The following is a 16,795-nucleotide window of genomic DNA, read 5'->3' on the forward strand; positions in this document are numbered from 1 at the left end:
TGCTCGGTCCAGGCCGTGCCGTCCCACCAGCGTTCCAGGTGCGGCGCCTTGGGGTCGCGGTACCAGCCGGGCGGAGGCGTCATGCTCATCCCGGCACTGTAGGACGCGGTCTACAGCGGTGTGACATAGGCCCCCGAGATTCCGCCGTCGACGAGGAAGTCGGTGGCGTTGACGAAGGAGGAGTCGTCGCTGGCCAGGAAGGCGACGGCGGCGGCGATCTCCTCGGCCTCGGCGAACCGGCCGAGCGGGATGTGTACGAGCCGGCGTGCGGCGCGCTCGGGGTCCTTGGCGAACAGCTCTTGCAGCAGGGGGGTGTTGACCGGTCCGGGGCACAGGGCGTTGACGCGGATGCCTTCGCGGGCGAACTGCACGCCGAGTTCGCGGGACATGGCGAGGACGCCGCCCTTGGACGCGGTGTAGGAGATCTGCGAGGTCGCCGCTCCCATCCGGGCCACGAAGGACGCGGTGTTGATGATGGAGCCCTTGCCCTGCCGCCGCATGTAGGGGATGGCGGTCTTGCAGCACAGGTAGACGGAGGTGAGGTTGACCTCCTGGACGCGCTTCCATGCCTCGAGGCCGGTCTCGAGGATGGAGTCGTCGTCGGGCGGTGAGATACCGGCGTTGTTGAAGGCGATGTCGACGCTGCCGTAGGTGTCGTACGCCGTCTTGAACAGCGCCTCGACCTGCTCGGGGTCGGTGACGTCGACGCTCACGTAGATCCCGCCGGTCTCCTCGGCGGCGGCCTTGCCGCGGGCCTCGTCCACGTCGCCGCAGACGACGTGGGCGCCCTCGGAGGCGAGCCGGCGGGCGGCGGCGAGGCCGATGCCGCTGCCGGCTCCGGTGACGACGGCGGTGCGGCCCACGAGCCGGCGGCAGATGTTCTGTTCGGTCACTGTGCGGGGCCCTCCGTGCTCTCAGTGCTCTCGGTGCTGATGAAGACGTTCTTGGTCTCGGTGAAGGCGGTCAGGGCGTCCGGGCCCAGCTCGCGGCCGATGCCGGACTGCTTGAATCCGCCGAAGGGGGTCCAGTAGCGGACGCTGGAGTGGGAGTTGACGGACAGGTTCCCGGCGCGGACCGCTTGCGAGACGCGCAGGGCGCGGCCGACGTCACGGGTCCAGATGGAGCCGGACAGCCCGTAGTCGGTGGCGTTGGCGAGGCGTACGGCGTCGGCCTCGTCGTCGAAGGGGAGGACGACGGCGACGGGGCCGAAGACCTCCTCAACGGCCACGCGCGCGTGCGGGTCGACGCCGGTGAGGACGGTGGGCGGGAACCAGAAGCCGGGGCCCTCGGGGGCCTTGCCGCGGATGCCGTCGAGGTCGTCGGGGACGTAGGAGCGGACGCGGTCCAGCTGGGTGCGGGAGATCAGCGGGCCCATCTGGGTGGTCTCGTCGGCCGGGTCGCCGACCAGGACCGACTCGATCGCGGGGGCGAGCAGGTCCAGGAAGCGGTCGTAGGCGGAGCGCTGGACCAGGATGCGGGTGCGGGCGCAGCAGTCCTGGCCGGCGTTGTCCAGGAAGGACATGGGGGCGGCGGTCGCGGCGGTCTCCAGGTCGGCGTCGGCGAAGACGATGTTGGGGCTCTTGCCGCCGAGTTCGAGGGTGACGCGCTTGAGCCGTGCCGAGCCCTTCGCCAACACCTGTTTGCCTACCGCCGTTGACCCGGTGAAGACGATCTTCGCGACGCCGGGGTGCTCGACCAGGGCGTTGCCGGTGACGGGGCCGTGGCCGGGCAGCACCTGGAACAGCCCCTCGGGCAGCCCCGCCTCCAGGGCCAGCTCCGCCAGGCGCAGGGCCGTGAGCGGGGTCGTCTCGGCGGGCTTGAGGATCACCGCGTTCCCGGCGGCGAGCGCGGGTGCGGTGCCCCAGGCGGCGATGGGCATCGGGAAGTTCCAGGGGGCGATGACGCCGACGACGCCGAGGGGTTCGAGGATCGTCACGTTCAGGCCACCCGGGACCGGGATCTGGCGGCCGGTCAGCCGCTCCACTCCCCCGGCCGCGTAGTCCAGCAGATCGCGGACATTGCCCGCCTCCCAGCGGGCGTTGCCGACCGTGTGACCGGCTTCCTTCACCTCCAACTGGGCGAGTTCCTCGAGGTGTTCGTCGACGGCGACGGCGAACCGGCGCAGCAGCCGCGCACGGTCGCCCGGCGCGAGCGCCGCCCACGCGGCCTGGGCCCGCGTCGCGCGTACGACCGCCGCGTCCACGTCGGCGGCGGTGGCCGCCGGAACCGTGGCGACGACCTCTTCGGTGGCCGGATTCAGTACCTGGAGCTGGTCGGACACTAAGGGCCTCACATGCGTTCGAAGGAGCGGCGCAGCTCCCAGTCGGTCACCGCGGCGTCGAAGGCGTCCAGCTCGACGCGCGCCATGTTGCGGTAGTGGGCGACGACCTCGTCGCCGAAGGCGGCCTTGGCGATGGCGCTGTTCTCCCACAGCTCGGCGGCCTCGCGCAGCGTGGTGGGGACGTGTTCGAGGTCGGCGGTGTAGGCGTTGCCGGGGCACGGTTCGGGCAGTTCCAGCTTCTGCTCGACGCCGTACAGCCCGGCGGCGACCATGCCGGCCACGGCGAGGTGCGGGTTGACGTCGCCGCCGGGGAGGCGGTTCTCGAAGCGCAGGGAGCGGCCGTGGCCGACGACGCGCAGCGCGCAGGTGCGGTTGTCGTGGCCCCAGGCGACGGCGGTCGGGGCGAAGGAGCCCGGCTGGAACCGCTTGTAGGAGTTGATGTTCGGCGCGTAGAGCAGGGAGAACTCGCGCAGCGTGACGAGCTGCCCGGCGAGGAAGTGCCGCATGACGTCGGACATGCCGCCCTCGGCGTCGCACATCGCGTTGCCGCCGTCGGCGTCCGCGAGGGAGAGGTGGATGTGGCAGGAGTTGCCCTCCCGCTCGTTGTACTTGGCCATGAAGGTGAGGGACACGCCCTCCTGGGCGGCGATCTCCTTGGCGCCGGTCTTGTAGATGGCGTGCTGGTCGCAGGTGACCAGGGCCTCGTCGTAGCGGAAGGCGATCTCGTGCTGGCCGGGGTTGCACTCGCCCTTGGCGGACTCGACGGTGAGGCCGGCGCCGGCCATCTCGTTGCGGATGCGGCGCAGCAGCGGCTCGATGCGTCCGGTGCCGAGGACGGAGTAGTCGACGTTGTACTGGTTGGCCGGGGTGAGGCCGCGGTAGCCGGCGTCCCAGGCCTGTTCGTAGGTGTCCTTGAAGACGATGAACTCCAGCTCCGTGCCGACCTGGGCGGTCAGGCCGAGGTCGGCGAGGCGTTCCAGCTGGCGGCGCAGGATCTGGCGGGGGGCGGCGACAACCGGGGAGCCGTCGGCCCAGGCGAGGTCGGCGATCACCATGGCGGTGCCCTCGTTCCAGGGCACGCGGCGCAGGGTGGCGAGGTCGGGGTGCATGGCGAAGTCGCCGTAGCCGGTGTTCCAGGACGACATCGCGTAGCCGTCGACGGTGTTCATGTCGGCGTCGACGGCGAGCAGGTAGTTGCAGCCCTCGGTGCCGTGCCGGAGGACCTCGTCCAGGAAGAAGCGCGCGGCGAACCGCTTGCCCTGCAGTCGCCCTTGCATATCGGGAAAGGCCAGGACGACAGTGTCGATCTCACCGCCCGCGACGAGGGCGTGCAGCTCCTCGACGCCGAGTGGTGGTGTGCGGTCTGCCACGGGAGGGCCTCCTCGGGCTGCTACGAGCTGTTCGAGCCGCTCCGGTCGTCCTCGACCGGCCGGGAGCCATAAGGTATTGCCGAGAACCATTGCTTGGGAAGGGGGCACGGCCAGATGACCGGGGAAGTCGCCGAGGGACTCGGGGACCGGCTCGCGCCGGTGCTGCGGCCGGTGCGCGCGGGCAACGGCTTCGAGGAGGCGCTGGAGCAGATCCTCCAGGTGGTGCGCCTGGGCCTGGTGCCGGGCGGGGAGCGGCTGCCGGCCGAGCGGGACCTCGCGGACCGGCTGGGCATCAGCCGGGTGACGCTGCGCGAGGTGCTGCGGGTGCTCCAGGACCAGGGGCTGGTGGAGTCCCGGCGCGGCCGGTACGGCGGCACGTTCGTGCTGCCCCGGCCCACCGACACCGGCGAGGACGAGCTGCGGCGGCGGATCGCCGAGGTGGACATCGAGGACGTGCTGCGCTTCCGGGAGGTGCTGGAGGTGGGCGCGGCGGGCCTGTGCGCGGCGCACGGCCTGACCGAGGAACAGGCGGCCCGGCTGCGCGAGGCGCTGGCCGGCACCCAGGACGCCCCGCTGGCCGACTACCGGCGCCTGGACACGCTGTTCCACCTCACGCTCGCGGAACTGTGCGGCTCGCCGACGCTGACCGCCCAGTACGCGGCGGTACGGGCGACGGTGAACGACCTGCTGGACTGCATCCCGCTGCTGGTGCGCAACCTGGAGCACTCCCAGCGGCAGCACACGGCGCTGGTCGAGGCGGTCCTGGAGGGCGACGCGGAGGCGGCGCGCGAGGTGATGCGGGAGCACTGCGAGGGCACGGCGGCGCTGCTGCGGGGCTTTCTGGCGTGACACCGGCCGCCGGCGGGCAGGGTTTACCGCGGCCTTAACGCATGGGTCTTGCCTTTCGGCCACTCACCCCACCAAGGTATGGGCCCACAAAGGTCTGGAACCGTTCCATTGCCGTAGCCATCTCCACGCGCCCCCTGGGGAGTAGCCCCGTGAGCCTTCCGTCCACCTCTCGCGAATTCAGTGATTCCACACCCGAACCGGACGACTATCTGGAGCGCAGAAAACTGCGCCGCGGCAGCGCCGGCTGGCTGCTGCTGACCGGTCTCGGCGTCGCCTACGTCGTCTCCGGCGACTACTCGGGCTGGAACTTCGGCCTGGCCGAGGGCGGCTTCGGCGGCCTGGCGATCGCCATGGTCCTCATGGGCGCCATGTACACCTGCATGGTCTTCGCCCTCGCCGAACTGTCCTCGATCCTGCCCACCGCGGGCGGCGGCTACGGCTTCGCCCGCCGCGCGCTCGGCCCGTGGGGCGGCTTCCTCACCGGCACGGCCATCCTCATCGAGTACGTCCTCGCGCCCGCCGCGATCGCCATCTTCATCGGCGACTACGTCGAGTCGCTCGGCCTGTTCGGCCTGGAGTCGGGCTGGCCGGTCTACCTCGCCTGCTTCGTGATCTTCCTCGGCATCCATCTGTGGGGCGTCGGAGAGGCGCTGCGCTTCAGCTTCGTCGTCACCGGCATCGCGGTGGCCGCGCTGATCGTGTTCGCCCTGGGCGCGCTGCCCGAGTTCGACGCGTCCTCGCTCGACGACATCCCGGTGGACTCCTCGGCGTTCGGCGCGAGTTCGTGGCTGCCGATGGGGCTGCTGGGCATCTGGGCGGCGTTCCCGTTCGGCATGTGGTTCTTCCTGGGCGTGGAGGGCGTACCGCTGGCGGCGGAGGAGACGAAGGAGCCGGCGCGTACGCTGCCGCGGGCGATCCGCTGGTCGATGGGCATCCTGGTGGTGCTGGCCGTGGTGACCTTCGTCGCGGCGGCGGGCGCACGCGGCTCGGCGGCGATCCAGGACGCCGGCAACCCGCTGGTGGAGGCGCTCCAGCCGGACGGCGAGGCGACCACGCTGAGCCGGATCGTCAACTACGCGGGCCTCGCGGGCCTGGTCGCGTCGTTCTTCTCGCTCATCTACGCCGGTTCGCGCCAGCTGTTCGCGCTCTCCCGCGCGGGCTATCTGCCGAGGTTCCTGTCCCTCACCAGCAGCCGCAAGGCGCCCTACCTCGGCCTGCTGGTGCCCGGCGCGATCGGCTTCGCGCTGGCGGCCGGCACGGGCAACGGGGCGCGCATGCTGAACGTCGCGGTCTTCGGCGCGACCATCTCGTACGCGCTGATGTCGCTGTCCCACATCGTGCTGCGCCGCCGCGAGCCGGAGCTGCCGCGGCCGTACCGGACGCCGGGCGGCGTGTGGACCTCGTCGGTGGCGCTGGTCCTGGCCTGTGCGGCGCTGGTGGCGACGTTCCTGGTGGACGTGACGGCGGCGTTCATCGCGCTGGCCGTGTATCTGGTGGCCCTCGCGTACTTCGGCCTGTACAGCAGGAAGCACCTGGTGGCGAAGGCGCCGGAGGAGGAGTTCGCGGCGCTGGCCGCGGCCGAGGCAGAGTTGTCACGGGACTGAACGAGAGGCGAGGAGGAGTCCGAGCATGGTGGCCAGGCCGCTGATCGGCATCAGCACCTACGCGGAGTCCGGGGTGCGCTGGGGCGTGTGGCAGCTGGACGCCGCGCTGCTGCCCGCCGGATATCCACGGCTGGTGCAGCGGGCGGGCGGACTGGCCGCGATGCTCCCGCCGGACTCGCCGGAACTGGCGGCGGAGACGGTGGCCCGCCTGGACGGCCTGGTGATCGCGGGCGGCCCCGATGTGGAACCCGTCCACTACGGGGCCGAACCCGAGCCGCGCACCGGCCCGCCCGCGCGGGCGCGGGACGCGTGGGAGCTGGCGCTGATCCGGGCGGCCCTGGACCGGGGCATCCCGCTGCTGGGCGTCTGCCGGGGCATGCAGCTGCTGAACGTCGCCCTGGGCGGCACCCTCGTCCAGCACATCGACGGTCACGCCGAGACCCCGGGCGTCTTCGGCCGTCACCCGGTCAAGCCGGTACCGGGCACGCGGTACGCCTCGATCGTCCCGGAGGAGACGGAGGTCCCCACCTACCACCACCAGTCGGTCGACCGCCTCGGCACGAACCTGCTCCCGTCGGCCCACGCGGAGGACGGCACGGTGGAGGCCGTCGAACTGCCGTCGGGCCCCTGGGTCCTGGGCGTCCAGTGGCACCCGGAGATGGGCGAGGACCTCAGGGTTGTGCAGTCCCTGGTCGCTGCGGCGACAGCCGCCTGAGCAGTACCTCCCGACACCCCGGCCGCACGCTCACACCACCGCCCATTCTTTTCCGCCGCAACGGCGCTCGGCCCCCACGGCGCATCCCGGCGGTGCCGAACCCACCCGAGCCCCCGCCCATTCCATCCGGCCGCCCCCTCACCCCCGTGTCAGCGACAGCAGATCCCGCGCCGGCCCCGTCGGCCGATGCCCCGTCGGCCACACCGCCCGCAGGTCACGGGCAAGAGCGATCCCCTGCACCGGAATCCGTACCAGCCGGCGCATCGCCAGCTCCTCCCCCACGGCCAGCTCACTCAGCACCGCAGGCCCCGCACCCCCCACCGCCGCCGCCTTGACCGCCGTGGTCGACGACAACTCGATCAACGGCCGCGCCAGCCCGCCCAGCGCGGCGTCCAGCACCTGTCGCGTCCCGGACCCCTTCTCCCGCAGAATCAGCGGCGTCGACGCCAGCTCCTCCCCGGCCAGCGGCCGCCTGCGGCGCGCCCAGGGATGCCCGGGAGCGGCCACCACGATCAGCCGGTCGTGCGCGATCACCGCCGAGTCCAGCCCCGAGGGCACGGTCAGCCCCTCCACGAACCCCAGATCGGCCTCCCCCGACATCAGCCGCTCCGCCACGGCCGCCGAGTTCCCCGCGAGCAGTGACACCGCCGTGTCCGGCCGCTGCGCGCGCAGCGCCAGCAGCCAGCCGGGCAGCAGATACTCGGCGATGGTCATGCTCGCCGCGACCGTCAGCCGGGAGTCCCGCCGGTCCCGCAGCGCCTGCGCGCCCGCGTCGAACGCCTCGGCCGCCTCCACGATCCGCCGCGCCCAGTCGGTCACCAGCGCCCCGGCGTCGGTCAGCCGGGATCCGCGCGGCGAGCGGTCGACCAGCGCCACCCCCAGCTGCCGCTCCATCGACCGGATACGGCTGCTGGCCGCGGGCTGGGTGATGCCCAGCTCCCGCGCCGCACTGCCGAGGCTCCCGAGCCGCGCCACCGCGAGCAGCAGTTCCAGCGCGCCGAGATCCGGCACGCGATGGGCGAGGGACCCGGTGGTCAGGGCCCGGTGGACAGGGTGATCGTCCGTGTTGCTCATAAGCCCAGCTTATGTCGCCATAGAGACATACTCCCTGGCGCCGGCCCCTCGCCGATACGACCGTATGACCATGGTCACCGCCGCCCGTCCCCTGCCCCCGCTCCCCCGTGCCACCGCACGGCCCCCGCGCGCCACGGCCGTCCGTCACCTCGGACCCAACTGGTACGCCTGCGTGATGGGCACCGCCATCGTCGCGAGCGCGGGCGCCGCGCTCCCCCCGCACCTGCCGGGGCTGCGCCCCGCCCTCACCGCCGTCTGGGCCGCGTCGGCCCTGCTCCTCCTGGTCCTGCTCGGCGCCCGCGCGCTGCACTGGCTCCACCACCGCGACCAGGCCCGCGCCCATCTGCTCGACCCGGCCGTGGCCCCGTTCTACGGCTGTCTGTCGATGGCGCTGCTGGCCGTCGGCGGCGGCGCCCTGAGCGTGGGCCGTGACTGGATCGGCACCCGTCCCGCCGTCGTCCTGGACGCCGTGCTGTTCACCGCCGGTACGGTCATCGGTCTCGCGGCGGCGGTGACCGTGCCGTACCTCATGGCCGTACGCCACCGGGTCACCGCGGACCAGGCGGCGCCCACCTGGCTGCTGCCGCTGGTCGCGCCGATGGTGTCCGCCGCCCTCGGGCCGCACCTGGTGCCGCATCTGCCGCCGGGCCAGGCCCGCGAGACGCTGCTGCTGGCCTGTTTCGCGCTGTTCGGGCTGAGCCTGCTCGCGACGCTCCTGATGCTGCCCCTGGTCTTCGCCCGGCTGCTCACCGGCGGCCCGCTCCCCCTCGCCCTCACGCCGACGCTGTTCCTGGTGCTGGGCCCGCTCGGTCAGTCCACGACCGCCGTCGGCGCGTTCGCCCAGGTCGCTCCGGGTGTCGTGCCGCAGCCGTACGACGAGGGGTTCCGCCTGCTCGCCGTGCTGTACGGGGTCCCGGTGATGGGCTTCGCGCTGCTGTGGCTGTGCCTGGCCGCCGCCCATGTCGTACGGGCCCGGCGGCGCGGGATGCGCTTCGCGATGACCTGGTGGTCGTTCACCTTCCCGGTCGGCACCTGCGTCACCGGCGCCGAGGCGCTGGCCCGGCACACCGGGCTGCTCGCGTACGACGCGCTGACGCTCGCGCTGTACGCCGTGCTGGCCGGGGCCTGGGCAGTCGCCGCCTGGCACACCGCGCGGGGGCTGCTCAGCGGTGCGCTGCTCGCAGGGCCCGCTCCAGCGCCGTCGGTGCCTCGGCCAGTGACGGGCCGTACCAGGTGAGGTGCCGGCCGTCGACGAGCGCGCAGGGCAGCCCGGGGAAGGCCTCGGGGCCGTCCTCGGCGGTGAAGCGGTAGGGCTCGTCGGGAAGTACGACCATGTCCGGGGCCGCCGCGCACAGCTCGTCGAGGGGGATGCGCGGATAGCGCTCCGGGTGGTCGGTGTAGAGGTGGTCGACGCCGAGCCGGGCCAGCAGGTCACCGGCGAAGGTTTCGCGGCCCAGCACCATCCAGGGGCGCCGCCAGATCGGCACGACCGCCGTCCGCCGCCCCTCGGGCTCCGGTACGGCCGCCCAGGCCGCCTCGGCCTCGTCAAGCCACCGGGGGCGGGTGCCGACGCCGCATGCCGCCAGGACCCGGTCCAGTTCCCGGAAGGCCTGCGGCAGCGTCCGTATCTCCGTCACCAGCACCTCGACGCCCGCCGCGCGCAGCGCCCGGAGGTCGGGCTCACGGTTCTCCTCCTCGTTGGCGATCACCAGGTCGGGGGCGAGGGCGGCGATCCGGTCGGCCTTGGGGTTCTTGGTGCCGCCGACGCGCACCACGTCCAGGCCGGCCGGATGCGTGCACCAGTCGGTGGCGCCCACCAGGGCGCCCGGAGCGGACACCGCGACGGCCTCGGTGAGCGAGGGGACGAGGGAGACGACGCGCGGTTGGCTCATCGGCGCGGTCTGTCCCTCAGCGCCTCGATGTGCTCGGCGACGGCGACGACCACCAGCCGGGTCTCCGGTACGGTGGCCCGCCAGCGGTGCCGTACGCCGCCGGTCAGATACAGCGTGTCACCACGGCCGAGGCGGTAGGCGCGGCCCTCCGCCTCGATCTCCACGGCGCCGTCCGCCACGTACATCAACTGGTCGTTGCGGAACTGCAGTTCGCGGCCGGCGTCATGGTCGCCGGTGAACTCGGAGGCGTGCATCTGGTGGTGGCCGCGCACCAGGGACCGCACGCGGGGTTCGAGCAGCGGCTCGGTGCCGTCGGCGCGGACCACGTCCACGCTGCACGCGGGGTCGGCGGCGGCCAGCAGTTCCACGGCGGTGGTGCGCAGGGCGTCGGCGACCTTCTCCAGCGAGCCGCGGCTGGGCCGGGCCCGTTCGTTCTCGATCTGGCTGAGGAACGGCACCGACAGGCCGCTGCGCTCGGCCACGACGGCGAGGGTGAGGTCCAGCGCGCGGCGTCGCCGCCGTACGGCCGCGCCCACGCGCAAGGGCTGTTCTTTGTGGTCGCCCATCGCTCGGCCCTCCTTCGCCCATCGTCCCGCGCCCTGTGCGCCGGTGCCCGTCCGGCGCGGTGCTGTTGATGAGTTGTCTGCACCCTACGCAGGTTCGGCACACCGTTTCATGCCTCTGCCGTCTTGTGTGCGCGGGACGGGGGTGTTCTCGCCATTGTTGCCCGAGGACGGCGGAAGGTCACGGGGAAACCCGAATGACCCGGGGGGCGGTCGGCAGGTGGTGGTGTGCGGTTACGAGGCGGTCATCCGCTCCGCGACCTCCGGGTGCTCCTTCAGCCAGGCGGCCACGGCTTCCTCCTCCTTGCCCTGGCCGCGGTTCTTGATCTCCGCCTCCAGGGTGGCCAGCTCCTTCTCGCTCATGGTGAAGTTCTTGATCCACTTGGTGAGCTGCGGGTACTGCTCGGGGAACTTCTTGCTGGCGATCGTGTGGATCGTGTTGTTCTCGCCCCAGAGCTTCTTGCCGTCCTTGAGCTTGGTCAGCTCGTACTCGGCGTACGCCCAGTGCGGCGACCACAGGGTGACCGCGACGGGCTTCTTCTGGGCGAGGGCGCGCTTGAGCTCGGCCAGCATCGCCGGCGTGGAGCCGTCGACGACCTCGTACTCGTCGTCCAGGCCGTAACCGGGCAGGACCTTGGTCTTGAGCAGGTTCATCTGGCCGGTGCCCGGCTCGATGCCGATGATCTTCCCGCCGAAGAGGTCGGCCTTACCCTTGAGGTCCTCCATGGACTTGACGTCCTTGACGTAGCTCGGCACGGCGATCTCCAGCGAGGTCGGCTGGTACCAGGTGCCGAGGTCGGTCAGGTCGTCCTTGCTCTTCTCCCAGTAGTTCTTCTGGGCGTGCGGCAGCCAGGCGTCGAAGTTGAGGTCGAGGTCACCGGAGGCGAGGCCGGTGTAGACCGGGCCGACGTCCATCTGCTTCAGATTCAGCTGGTAGCCGCGCCGCTCCAGGACGTTCTTCCACAGGTAGGTGACGGCGATGTCCTCGTCCCAGGGGAACCAGGCCACGTCCAGCGGCCGCTTGGCCTCGGCCGGGGTGGCACCGCCGCCGGACCCGGCCGGGGCGAGCTTGTCGACGAGGCCCGGGTTGTCCTTCAGCCAGGTGCGGACGGCGTCCTGCTGCCTGCCCTTGCCGGCCTTGTTGATCTCGGCCTCGAGGCTGGTGAGCTGCTTCTCGGTGAGCGTGAAGTCCTTGAGCCACTTCGCGGCGGTCGGGTCGTCACCCGCGAAGCCCTTGCGGGACAGCGTGTGCACACCGTCGCCCTCGCCCCAGGCGCCCTTCGGGTCCTTGAGCTTCTTCAGCTGGTAGTCGTTGTACGCCCAGTGCGGCGACCAGAGCGTGACGACGATCGGTTCCTTCTTGCTGTACGCCCGCTTCAGCTCGGCCAGCATCGCCGGGGTGGAGCTGTCGACGACCTGGTACTCCTTGTCCAGGCCGTACTCCTTGAGCACCTTGCTCTTCAGCAGGGCCATCTCACCGGCGCTGGACTCGATGCCGGTGATCTTCCCGCCGAAGAGGTCCGCCTTGCCCTTGAGGTCCGCGAGCGAGTCGACGTCCTTCATGTAGGCCGGGACGGTCAGCTCCAGGGAGGTCTCGTCGTACCAGGAGCCGAGGTCGTCGAGGCGGCTGCCGTACTTCTTCCAGTACTGCTCGTGGGTGGTCGGCAGCCAGGAGTTGGTGACGACATCGATGTCGCCCTGCGCCAAGGAGGTGTAGAGCGGCCCGGCGTCGAACTGCTTGGCCTCCACCTCGTAACCGCGCTGTTCGAGGATCTCCTTCCACAGGAAGGTGGAGGCGACGCCCTCGTCCCACGGCACGTAGCCGAGGGTGACCTTCTTGCCCTGGCCGACGTTCTTGCCGTCGGCGACGTTCTCGGAGTCGCCGGCGCCGCCGAACATGCCCATGCCGCCGGCCACGAGGGCGAGGATCACCACGCCGATCACGGCGATCTGCGGGCGGGGCCGGTAGGACCAGATCTTCAGGCCCCCGGCGGCGGCGCGGGCCTTGGCGGCGGCGCGGCGGCCCAGCGGGGAGACCTGGGTGCCCAAGGCGCTGGTCATGCGGTCCAGGTAGATCGCCAGGATGACGATGGCGATACCGGCCTCGGAGCCGAGGCCGACGTTGAGCTGGCCGATGGCCTCGTTGACGTCTCCGCCGAGGCCGCCGGTGCCGACCATGCCGGCGATCGCGGCCATGGACAGGCCGAGCATGATCACCTGGTTGACGCCCGCCATCACCGTGGGCAGCGCCAGCGGCAGCTGGACGCGCAGCAGGGTGTTGCGCGGGGTGGTGCCGAAGGCCTCGGCGGCCTCGACCAGCTCCTTGTCGACCTGGCGGATGCCCAGCTCGGTCATGCGCACACCGGGGGCGAGCGCGAAGATCAGGGTGGCGACGATGCCGGCGGAGGCGCCGGTGCCGAAGAACAGGATCGCCGGGATGAGGTAGATCATCGCGGGCAGCGTCTGCATGAAGTCCAGCACCGGCCGCACCAGGCTGCTGACCCGGTCGGAGCGGGCCGCCCAGATGCCCACGGGCACCGAGATGATCAGCGCGATGAGCGTGGCGACCAGCACCAGCGACAGCGTGATCATCGCGTTCTCCCACAGGTCGAGGGAGACGATGAACGCGAAGCCCGCGAAGCTGAGGACACCGGCGAGGGTGCCGCGCAGCCAGAAGGCGATCACCGCGAAGATGCCGACGAGCAGCAGCGGCTCGGGCGCCTGGAGAACGGCGTTGATGCCGTCGTAGGCGCCGGTGAAGACGTTCTTGAAGAAGGTGAACAGCCAGTCCACGTGGTCGAGCAGCCAGTCGACCGTGCTGTTGACCCAGTCGCCGAGCGGAATCCTAGGCACGGGCCATCACCTTCTCGCCGCCCTTGTCCCGCGGGGAGTCGCACACCCCGGGGTCGGCCTCCTCGTCGCCGAGGAAGCCGACGAGCCGCTGCCGGGGCACGACCCCGACGAGCGTGTCGCGACCGTCGAGCACCGCCACCGGGTGCGGTACGCGGGCGCTGATCGCGCACAGCTCGGTGAACGGCGTCTGCGGCGTGGCGGTCTCGCAGCCGCAGTCGGCCTCGTCGCCGCTGACCTCGGTGTCCATGACGGAACCGGCCGTGAGCACCCGGGAACGGTCGACGTCCTGGGTGAAGGAGGCGACGTAGTCGTTGGCGGGGTGGATGAGGATGTCCTGCGCGGTGCCGATCTGCACGATCCGGCCGTCGCGCATCACCGCGATGCGGTCGCCGAGACGCATGGCCTCGTTGAGGTCGTGGGTGATGAAGACGATGGTCTTCTTCAGCGTCTTCTGCAGTTCGAGCAGCTGGTCCTGCATGTCACGGCGGATCAGCGGGTCCAGCGCGCTGAAGGACTCGTCCATCAGCAGCAGGTCGGCGTCGGTGGCGAGCGCCCGGGCGAGGCCGACGCGCTGCTGCATGCCGCCGGACAGCTCGTCGGGCCACGACTTCTCCCAGCCGGCCAGGCCACACAGGGCGAGCGCCTCGTCGGCGCGGCGTTCGCGCTCGGCGCGGGGCACGCCCTGCACTTCCAGTCCGTAGGCGGCGTTCTCGCGGACGCTGCGGTGCGGGAAGAGCGCGAAGTGCTGGAAGACCATGCTGATCTTCTTGGAGCGGACCTCGCGCAGCTGCCGGTCGGAGAGCGCGGTCAGGTCCTGGCCGGCGAAGCGCACCTGCCCCGCGGTCGGCTCCAGCAGACCGTTCAGCATGCGCAGCAGAGTGGACTTGCCGGAACCGGACAGGCCCATCACGACGAAGATCTCGCCGGGTTCCACGGTGAAGGAGGCGTCGATGACGGCGGCGGTGGTGCCGCCGGCGCGCAGCTTCTCGCGGTCGGTCTGTTTCGTGCGCAGTCGCTCGACCGCCTGGTCCGGTCGTCTGCCGAACACCTTGTACAGGTGCTCGGCCTCAAGCCTGGATGACACGCGTACCTCTTGTCTCGACGGCAATGGAAGGAGCGACGCCGAGCAGTTGAATGCGTAACGGCATCGCTCCGGGGCCGCGCCTCCCCTGTTTCGTCCAGACAAAACGCGGTCGTGAGGCGGCTCACATGGAGGGGCGCAGGAGGCAACGCGCTGCGCTGTGCGCAGCATGGGCCGGCAGGTGCCGGGCGATGTCAGTGGCGTACGGCATGATGCGGAGCGTGACCGGACGACTGATGCTCCTCGACACCGCCTCCCTCTACTTCCGCGCCTACTTCGGCGTCCCGGAGTCCGTGAAGGCCCCGGACGGCACACCGGTGAACGCCGTGCGCGGGCTGCTCGACTTCATCGACCGCCTGGTGCAGGACCACCGGCCGGACCACCTGGTGGCCTGCATGGACGCCGACTGGCGGCCGCAGTGGAGAGTGGAGCTGATCCCGTCGTACAAGGCGCACCGGGTCGCCGAGGAGCACGAGGCAGGACCGGACGAGGAGGAGGTGCCCGACACGCTCTCGCCGCAGGTGCCGGTCATCGAGGAGGTGCTGGACGCGATCGGCATCGCCCGGGTGGGCGTCGCGGAGTACGAGGCGGACGACGTGATCGGCACGTTCACGGCGCGGGCGAAGGGCCCGGTCGACATCGTCACCGGTGACCGGGATCTGTACCAGCTGGTGGACGACGCCCGCGGGGTGCGGGTGCTGTACCCCCTCAAGGGCGTGGGCACGCTGCAGGTCACCGACGAGTCGGCGCTCCGCGCGAAGTATGGCGTGGACGGCAGCGGGTACGCGGATCTGGCGCTGCTGCGCGGCGACCCGAGCGACGGGCTGCCGGGCGTGCCGGGCATCGGGGAGAAGACCGCGGCCAAGCTGCTCGCCGAGTTCGGCGATCTGGCCGGGATCCTCGCGGCCGTGGACGACCGGCAGGCGAAGCTCACGCCGACGCAGCGCAAGCGGCTGACGGAGGCGCGGCCGTACCTCGCGGTGGCGCCCAAGGTCGTCAGGGTGGCGGACGACGTACCGCTGCCGGAGGTCGACACGACGCTGCCGCACGCTCCGCGCGATCCGGCGGCGGTGGAGGACCTGGCGGCCCGCTGGGGGCTCGGCGGTTCCCTGCGGCGCCTGCTGACGACCTTGGCGCGCTGAGGGCGAATGTGTCGTGGGCGGAGGTGTTCCCCGGAGCGAGGTGCTAACTTAGGTTAACCTAACCAAATCCAGGGAGGCCCCCATGGCAGAACGACCGGGACGCCGTCCGCGCAGGCCGCACTCCGCGCGGGTCGTCCGCACCGAGCGGCTGACCCCGCACATGCAGCGCGTGGTACTGGGCGGCGAGGGCCTCGCCGACTTCGCGGCCGACACCTGCACCGACCACTATGTGAAGCTGCTCTTCCCCGCCGAAGGCGTGACCTACCCGGAGCCCTTCGACCTGGAGCGGATCCGCGAGGAGTTCCCGCGCGAGCAGTGGCCGGTGACCCGGACGTACACCGTGCGCCATTGGGACGCCGAACACCGCGAGCTCACCCTGGACTTCGTGCTCCACGGCGACGAGGGGCTGGCCGGGCCGTGGGCCCTGCGCGCCCAGCCGGGCGAGACGGTGCGGTTCATGGGGCCCGGCGGCGCCTACGCGCCCGACCCGGACGCCGACTGGCATCTGCTCGTCGGGGACGAGAGCGCGCTGCCCGCGATCGCCCGCTCCCTGGAAGCGCTGCCGCGCGGCGCCAGAGCGTACGCCTTCGTCGAGATCGACGGCCCGCAGGAGGAGCAGAAGATCGACTCCGAGGTGGAGGTCACCTGGCTGCACCGCGGGGGCCGTCCCGTCGGCGAGGCGCTCGTGGCGGCCGTCAAGGGCCTCGACTTCCCCGAGGGCCGGGTGCACGCCTTCGTGCACGGCGAGGCGCACTTCGTGAAGGAGCTGCGCAGGCTGCTGCGGGTCGACAAACAGATTCCGCGCGAGGACCTGTCGATCTCCGGCTACTGGCGGCTGGGCCACAACGAGGACGGCTGGCAGGCCTCCAAGCGGGAGTGGAACGCCCGTATCGAGGCGGAGCAGGAGCGGGCCCGGTCCTGAGCACGACCCCGGGCGGGCCTCGCGTCGGCCACCTGCGGCGCCGCCCGGGTGAACCCCGGCAGCCCGCCGGCCCGCGGCGGCGTGGCGACACGGCCCGGCCCGCCGGGCTGCCCCAGGATCCGGGCGCGTGGCACACACCTTCGACGAACTCGTCGCCAAGCAGCGCGCAGCGGACGAGGCACACGCCCGCGTACGCCAACTACAGGAGACCTACGGCCCACCCACCCAGACCACGTGGAGCGAACACCAGACGGCGACGTGGGAGACGGCCTGGCGCGCCTGGCGCGACCTCGCCCGAGACGTCCAGGTGGCCCTCAGCGAGTACGCCCGCGAGGAGGGCACGCCCCGCCACGAGATCGAAACCCGGGTGAAGCAAGCCGTACGGCACGACGACCCGGGCACTACCTGACCCAGCTGCCGCCCAGCACCAGCACCAGCACTCACGCACC

General features: G+C 71.6%; 16 protein-coding genes. 7 read left to right on the forward strand and 9 right to left on the reverse strand.

What is annotated here, in order from left to right:
• From N4P33_RS10120 to N4P33_RS10135, 4 genes are all read right to left on the reverse strand, one after another.
• Positions 1-83 (reverse strand): DUF2510 domain-containing protein (locus N4P33_RS10120; RefSeq protein WP_260826031.1); only part of this gene is annotated, 83 nt, incomplete at its 3' end.
• 27 nt (positions 84-110) lie between these two features.
• Positions 111-893 carry a 3-oxoacyl-ACP reductase gene (locus N4P33_RS10125; RefSeq protein ID WP_260825998.1) on the reverse strand — a complete coding sequence of 261 codons (783 nt, stop codon included), beginning with the start codon at positions 891-893 and terminating at the stop codon, positions 111-113.
• Positions 890-2,281: an aldehyde dehydrogenase gene (locus N4P33_RS10130; protein WP_260825999.1), complete on the reverse strand. Its 1,392-nt coding sequence runs from the start codon at positions 2,279-2,281 to the stop codon at positions 890-892. The genes N4P33_RS10125 and N4P33_RS10130 overlap by 4 nt, the downstream gene beginning before the upstream one ends.
• Before the next feature lie 8 nt (positions 2,282-2,289).
• On the reverse strand, positions 2,290-3,651 hold the full coding sequence (locus N4P33_RS10135) for a glutamine synthetase family protein (RefSeq protein WP_260826000.1): 1,362 nt from the start codon (positions 3,649-3,651) through the stop codon (positions 2,290-2,292).
• A gap of 114 nt (positions 3,652-3,765) precedes the next feature.
• Here N4P33_RS10135 and N4P33_RS10140 point away from each other — a divergent pair, with 114 nt between their 5' ends.
• The 3 genes from N4P33_RS10140 to N4P33_RS10150 all read left to right on the forward strand — a co-directional run bounded on the left by N4P33_RS10140 (position 3,766) and on the right by N4P33_RS10150 (position 6,819).
• Complete coding sequence (locus N4P33_RS10140) at positions 3,766-4,500, forward strand: FadR/GntR family transcriptional regulator (protein WP_260826001.1); 735 nt, start codon at positions 3,766-3,768, stop codon at positions 4,498-4,500.
• 149 nt (positions 4,501-4,649) lie between these two features.
• Positions 4,650-6,104: an ethanolamine permease gene (gene eat / locus N4P33_RS10145; RefSeq protein WP_260826002.1), complete on the forward strand. Its 1,455-nt coding sequence runs from the start codon at positions 4,650-4,652 to the stop codon at positions 6,102-6,104.
• 25 nt (positions 6,105-6,129) lie between these two features.
• Positions 6,130-6,819, forward strand: a complete 690-nt coding sequence (locus N4P33_RS10150) for a gamma-glutamyl-gamma-aminobutyrate hydrolase family protein (protein WP_260826003.1) — start codon at positions 6,130-6,132, stop codon at positions 6,817-6,819.
• 138 nt (positions 6,820-6,957) lie between these two features.
• Here the strand turns inward: N4P33_RS10150 and N4P33_RS10155 are convergent, their stop codons facing one another.
• Entirely contained in the window at positions 6,958-7,893 is a 936-nt protein-coding gene (locus N4P33_RS10155) for a LysR family transcriptional regulator (RefSeq protein ID WP_260826004.1), read from the reverse strand.
• 70 nt (positions 7,894-7,963) lie between these two features.
• Between N4P33_RS10155 and N4P33_RS10160 the strand changes: the two genes are divergently transcribed.
• Positions 7,964-9,130 carry a TDT family transporter gene (locus N4P33_RS10160; RefSeq protein WP_260826032.1) on the forward strand — a complete coding sequence of 389 codons (1,167 nt, stop codon included), beginning with the start codon at positions 7,964-7,966 and terminating at the stop codon, positions 9,128-9,130.
• Here N4P33_RS10160 and N4P33_RS10165 read toward each other — a convergent pair.
• The 4 genes from N4P33_RS10165 to N4P33_RS10180 all read right to left on the reverse strand — a co-directional run bounded on the left by N4P33_RS10165 (position 9,057) and on the right by N4P33_RS10180 (position 14,285).
• Positions 9,057-9,785 carry a helical backbone metal receptor gene (locus N4P33_RS10165; protein WP_260826005.1) on the reverse strand — a complete coding sequence of 243 codons (729 nt, stop codon included), beginning with the start codon at positions 9,783-9,785 and terminating at the stop codon, positions 9,057-9,059. The two genes, N4P33_RS10160 and N4P33_RS10165, sit on opposite strands and share 74 nt — an antisense overlap.
• Complete coding sequence (locus N4P33_RS10170; protein ID WP_260826006.1) at positions 9,782-10,351, reverse strand: helix-turn-helix domain-containing protein; 570 nt, start codon at positions 10,349-10,351, stop codon at positions 9,782-9,784. The genes N4P33_RS10165 and N4P33_RS10170 overlap by 4 nt, the downstream gene beginning before the upstream one ends.
• A 231-nt stretch (positions 10,352-10,582) precedes the next feature.
• Complete coding sequence (locus N4P33_RS10175) at positions 10,583-13,201, reverse strand: ABC transporter permease/substrate binding protein (protein ID WP_260826007.1); 2,619 nt, start codon at positions 13,199-13,201, stop codon at positions 10,583-10,585.
• On the reverse strand, positions 13,194-14,285 hold the full coding sequence (locus N4P33_RS10180; RefSeq protein ID WP_260826008.1) for a glycine betaine/L-proline ABC transporter ATP-binding protein: 1,092 nt from the start codon (positions 14,283-14,285) through the stop codon (positions 13,194-13,196). Before N4P33_RS10180 ends, N4P33_RS10175 begins: the two co-directional genes overlap by 8 nt.
• 188 nt (positions 14,286-14,473) lie before the next feature.
• On the opposite strand from N4P33_RS10180, the gene N4P33_RS10185 reads away from it, so the two are divergent.
• The 3 genes from N4P33_RS10185 (at position 14,474) to N4P33_RS10195 (ending at position 16,755) form a co-directional block, all read left to right on the forward strand.
• Positions 14,474-15,424, forward strand: a complete 951-nt coding sequence (locus N4P33_RS10185; RefSeq protein ID WP_260826009.1) for a 5'-3' exonuclease — start codon at positions 14,474-14,476, stop codon at positions 15,422-15,424.
• An 82-nt stretch (positions 15,425-15,506) separates the two neighbouring features.
• Positions 15,507-16,346: a siderophore-interacting protein gene (locus N4P33_RS10190; RefSeq protein WP_260826010.1), complete on the forward strand. Its 840-nt coding sequence runs from the start codon at positions 15,507-15,509 to the stop codon at positions 16,344-16,346.
• Positions 16,347-16,473: 127 nt separating this feature from the next.
• Positions 16,474-16,755, forward strand: a complete 282-nt coding sequence (locus N4P33_RS10195; RefSeq protein ID WP_260826011.1) for a hypothetical protein — start codon at positions 16,474-16,476, stop codon at positions 16,753-16,755.
• The last annotated feature ends 40 nt before the right edge of the window (positions 16,756-16,795 follow it).

The sequence above is a fragment of the Streptomyces sp. 15-116A genome, from assembly GCF_025290915.1.
Classification (GTDB): Bacteria; Actinomycetota; Actinomycetes; order Streptomycetales; family Streptomycetaceae; genus Streptomyces.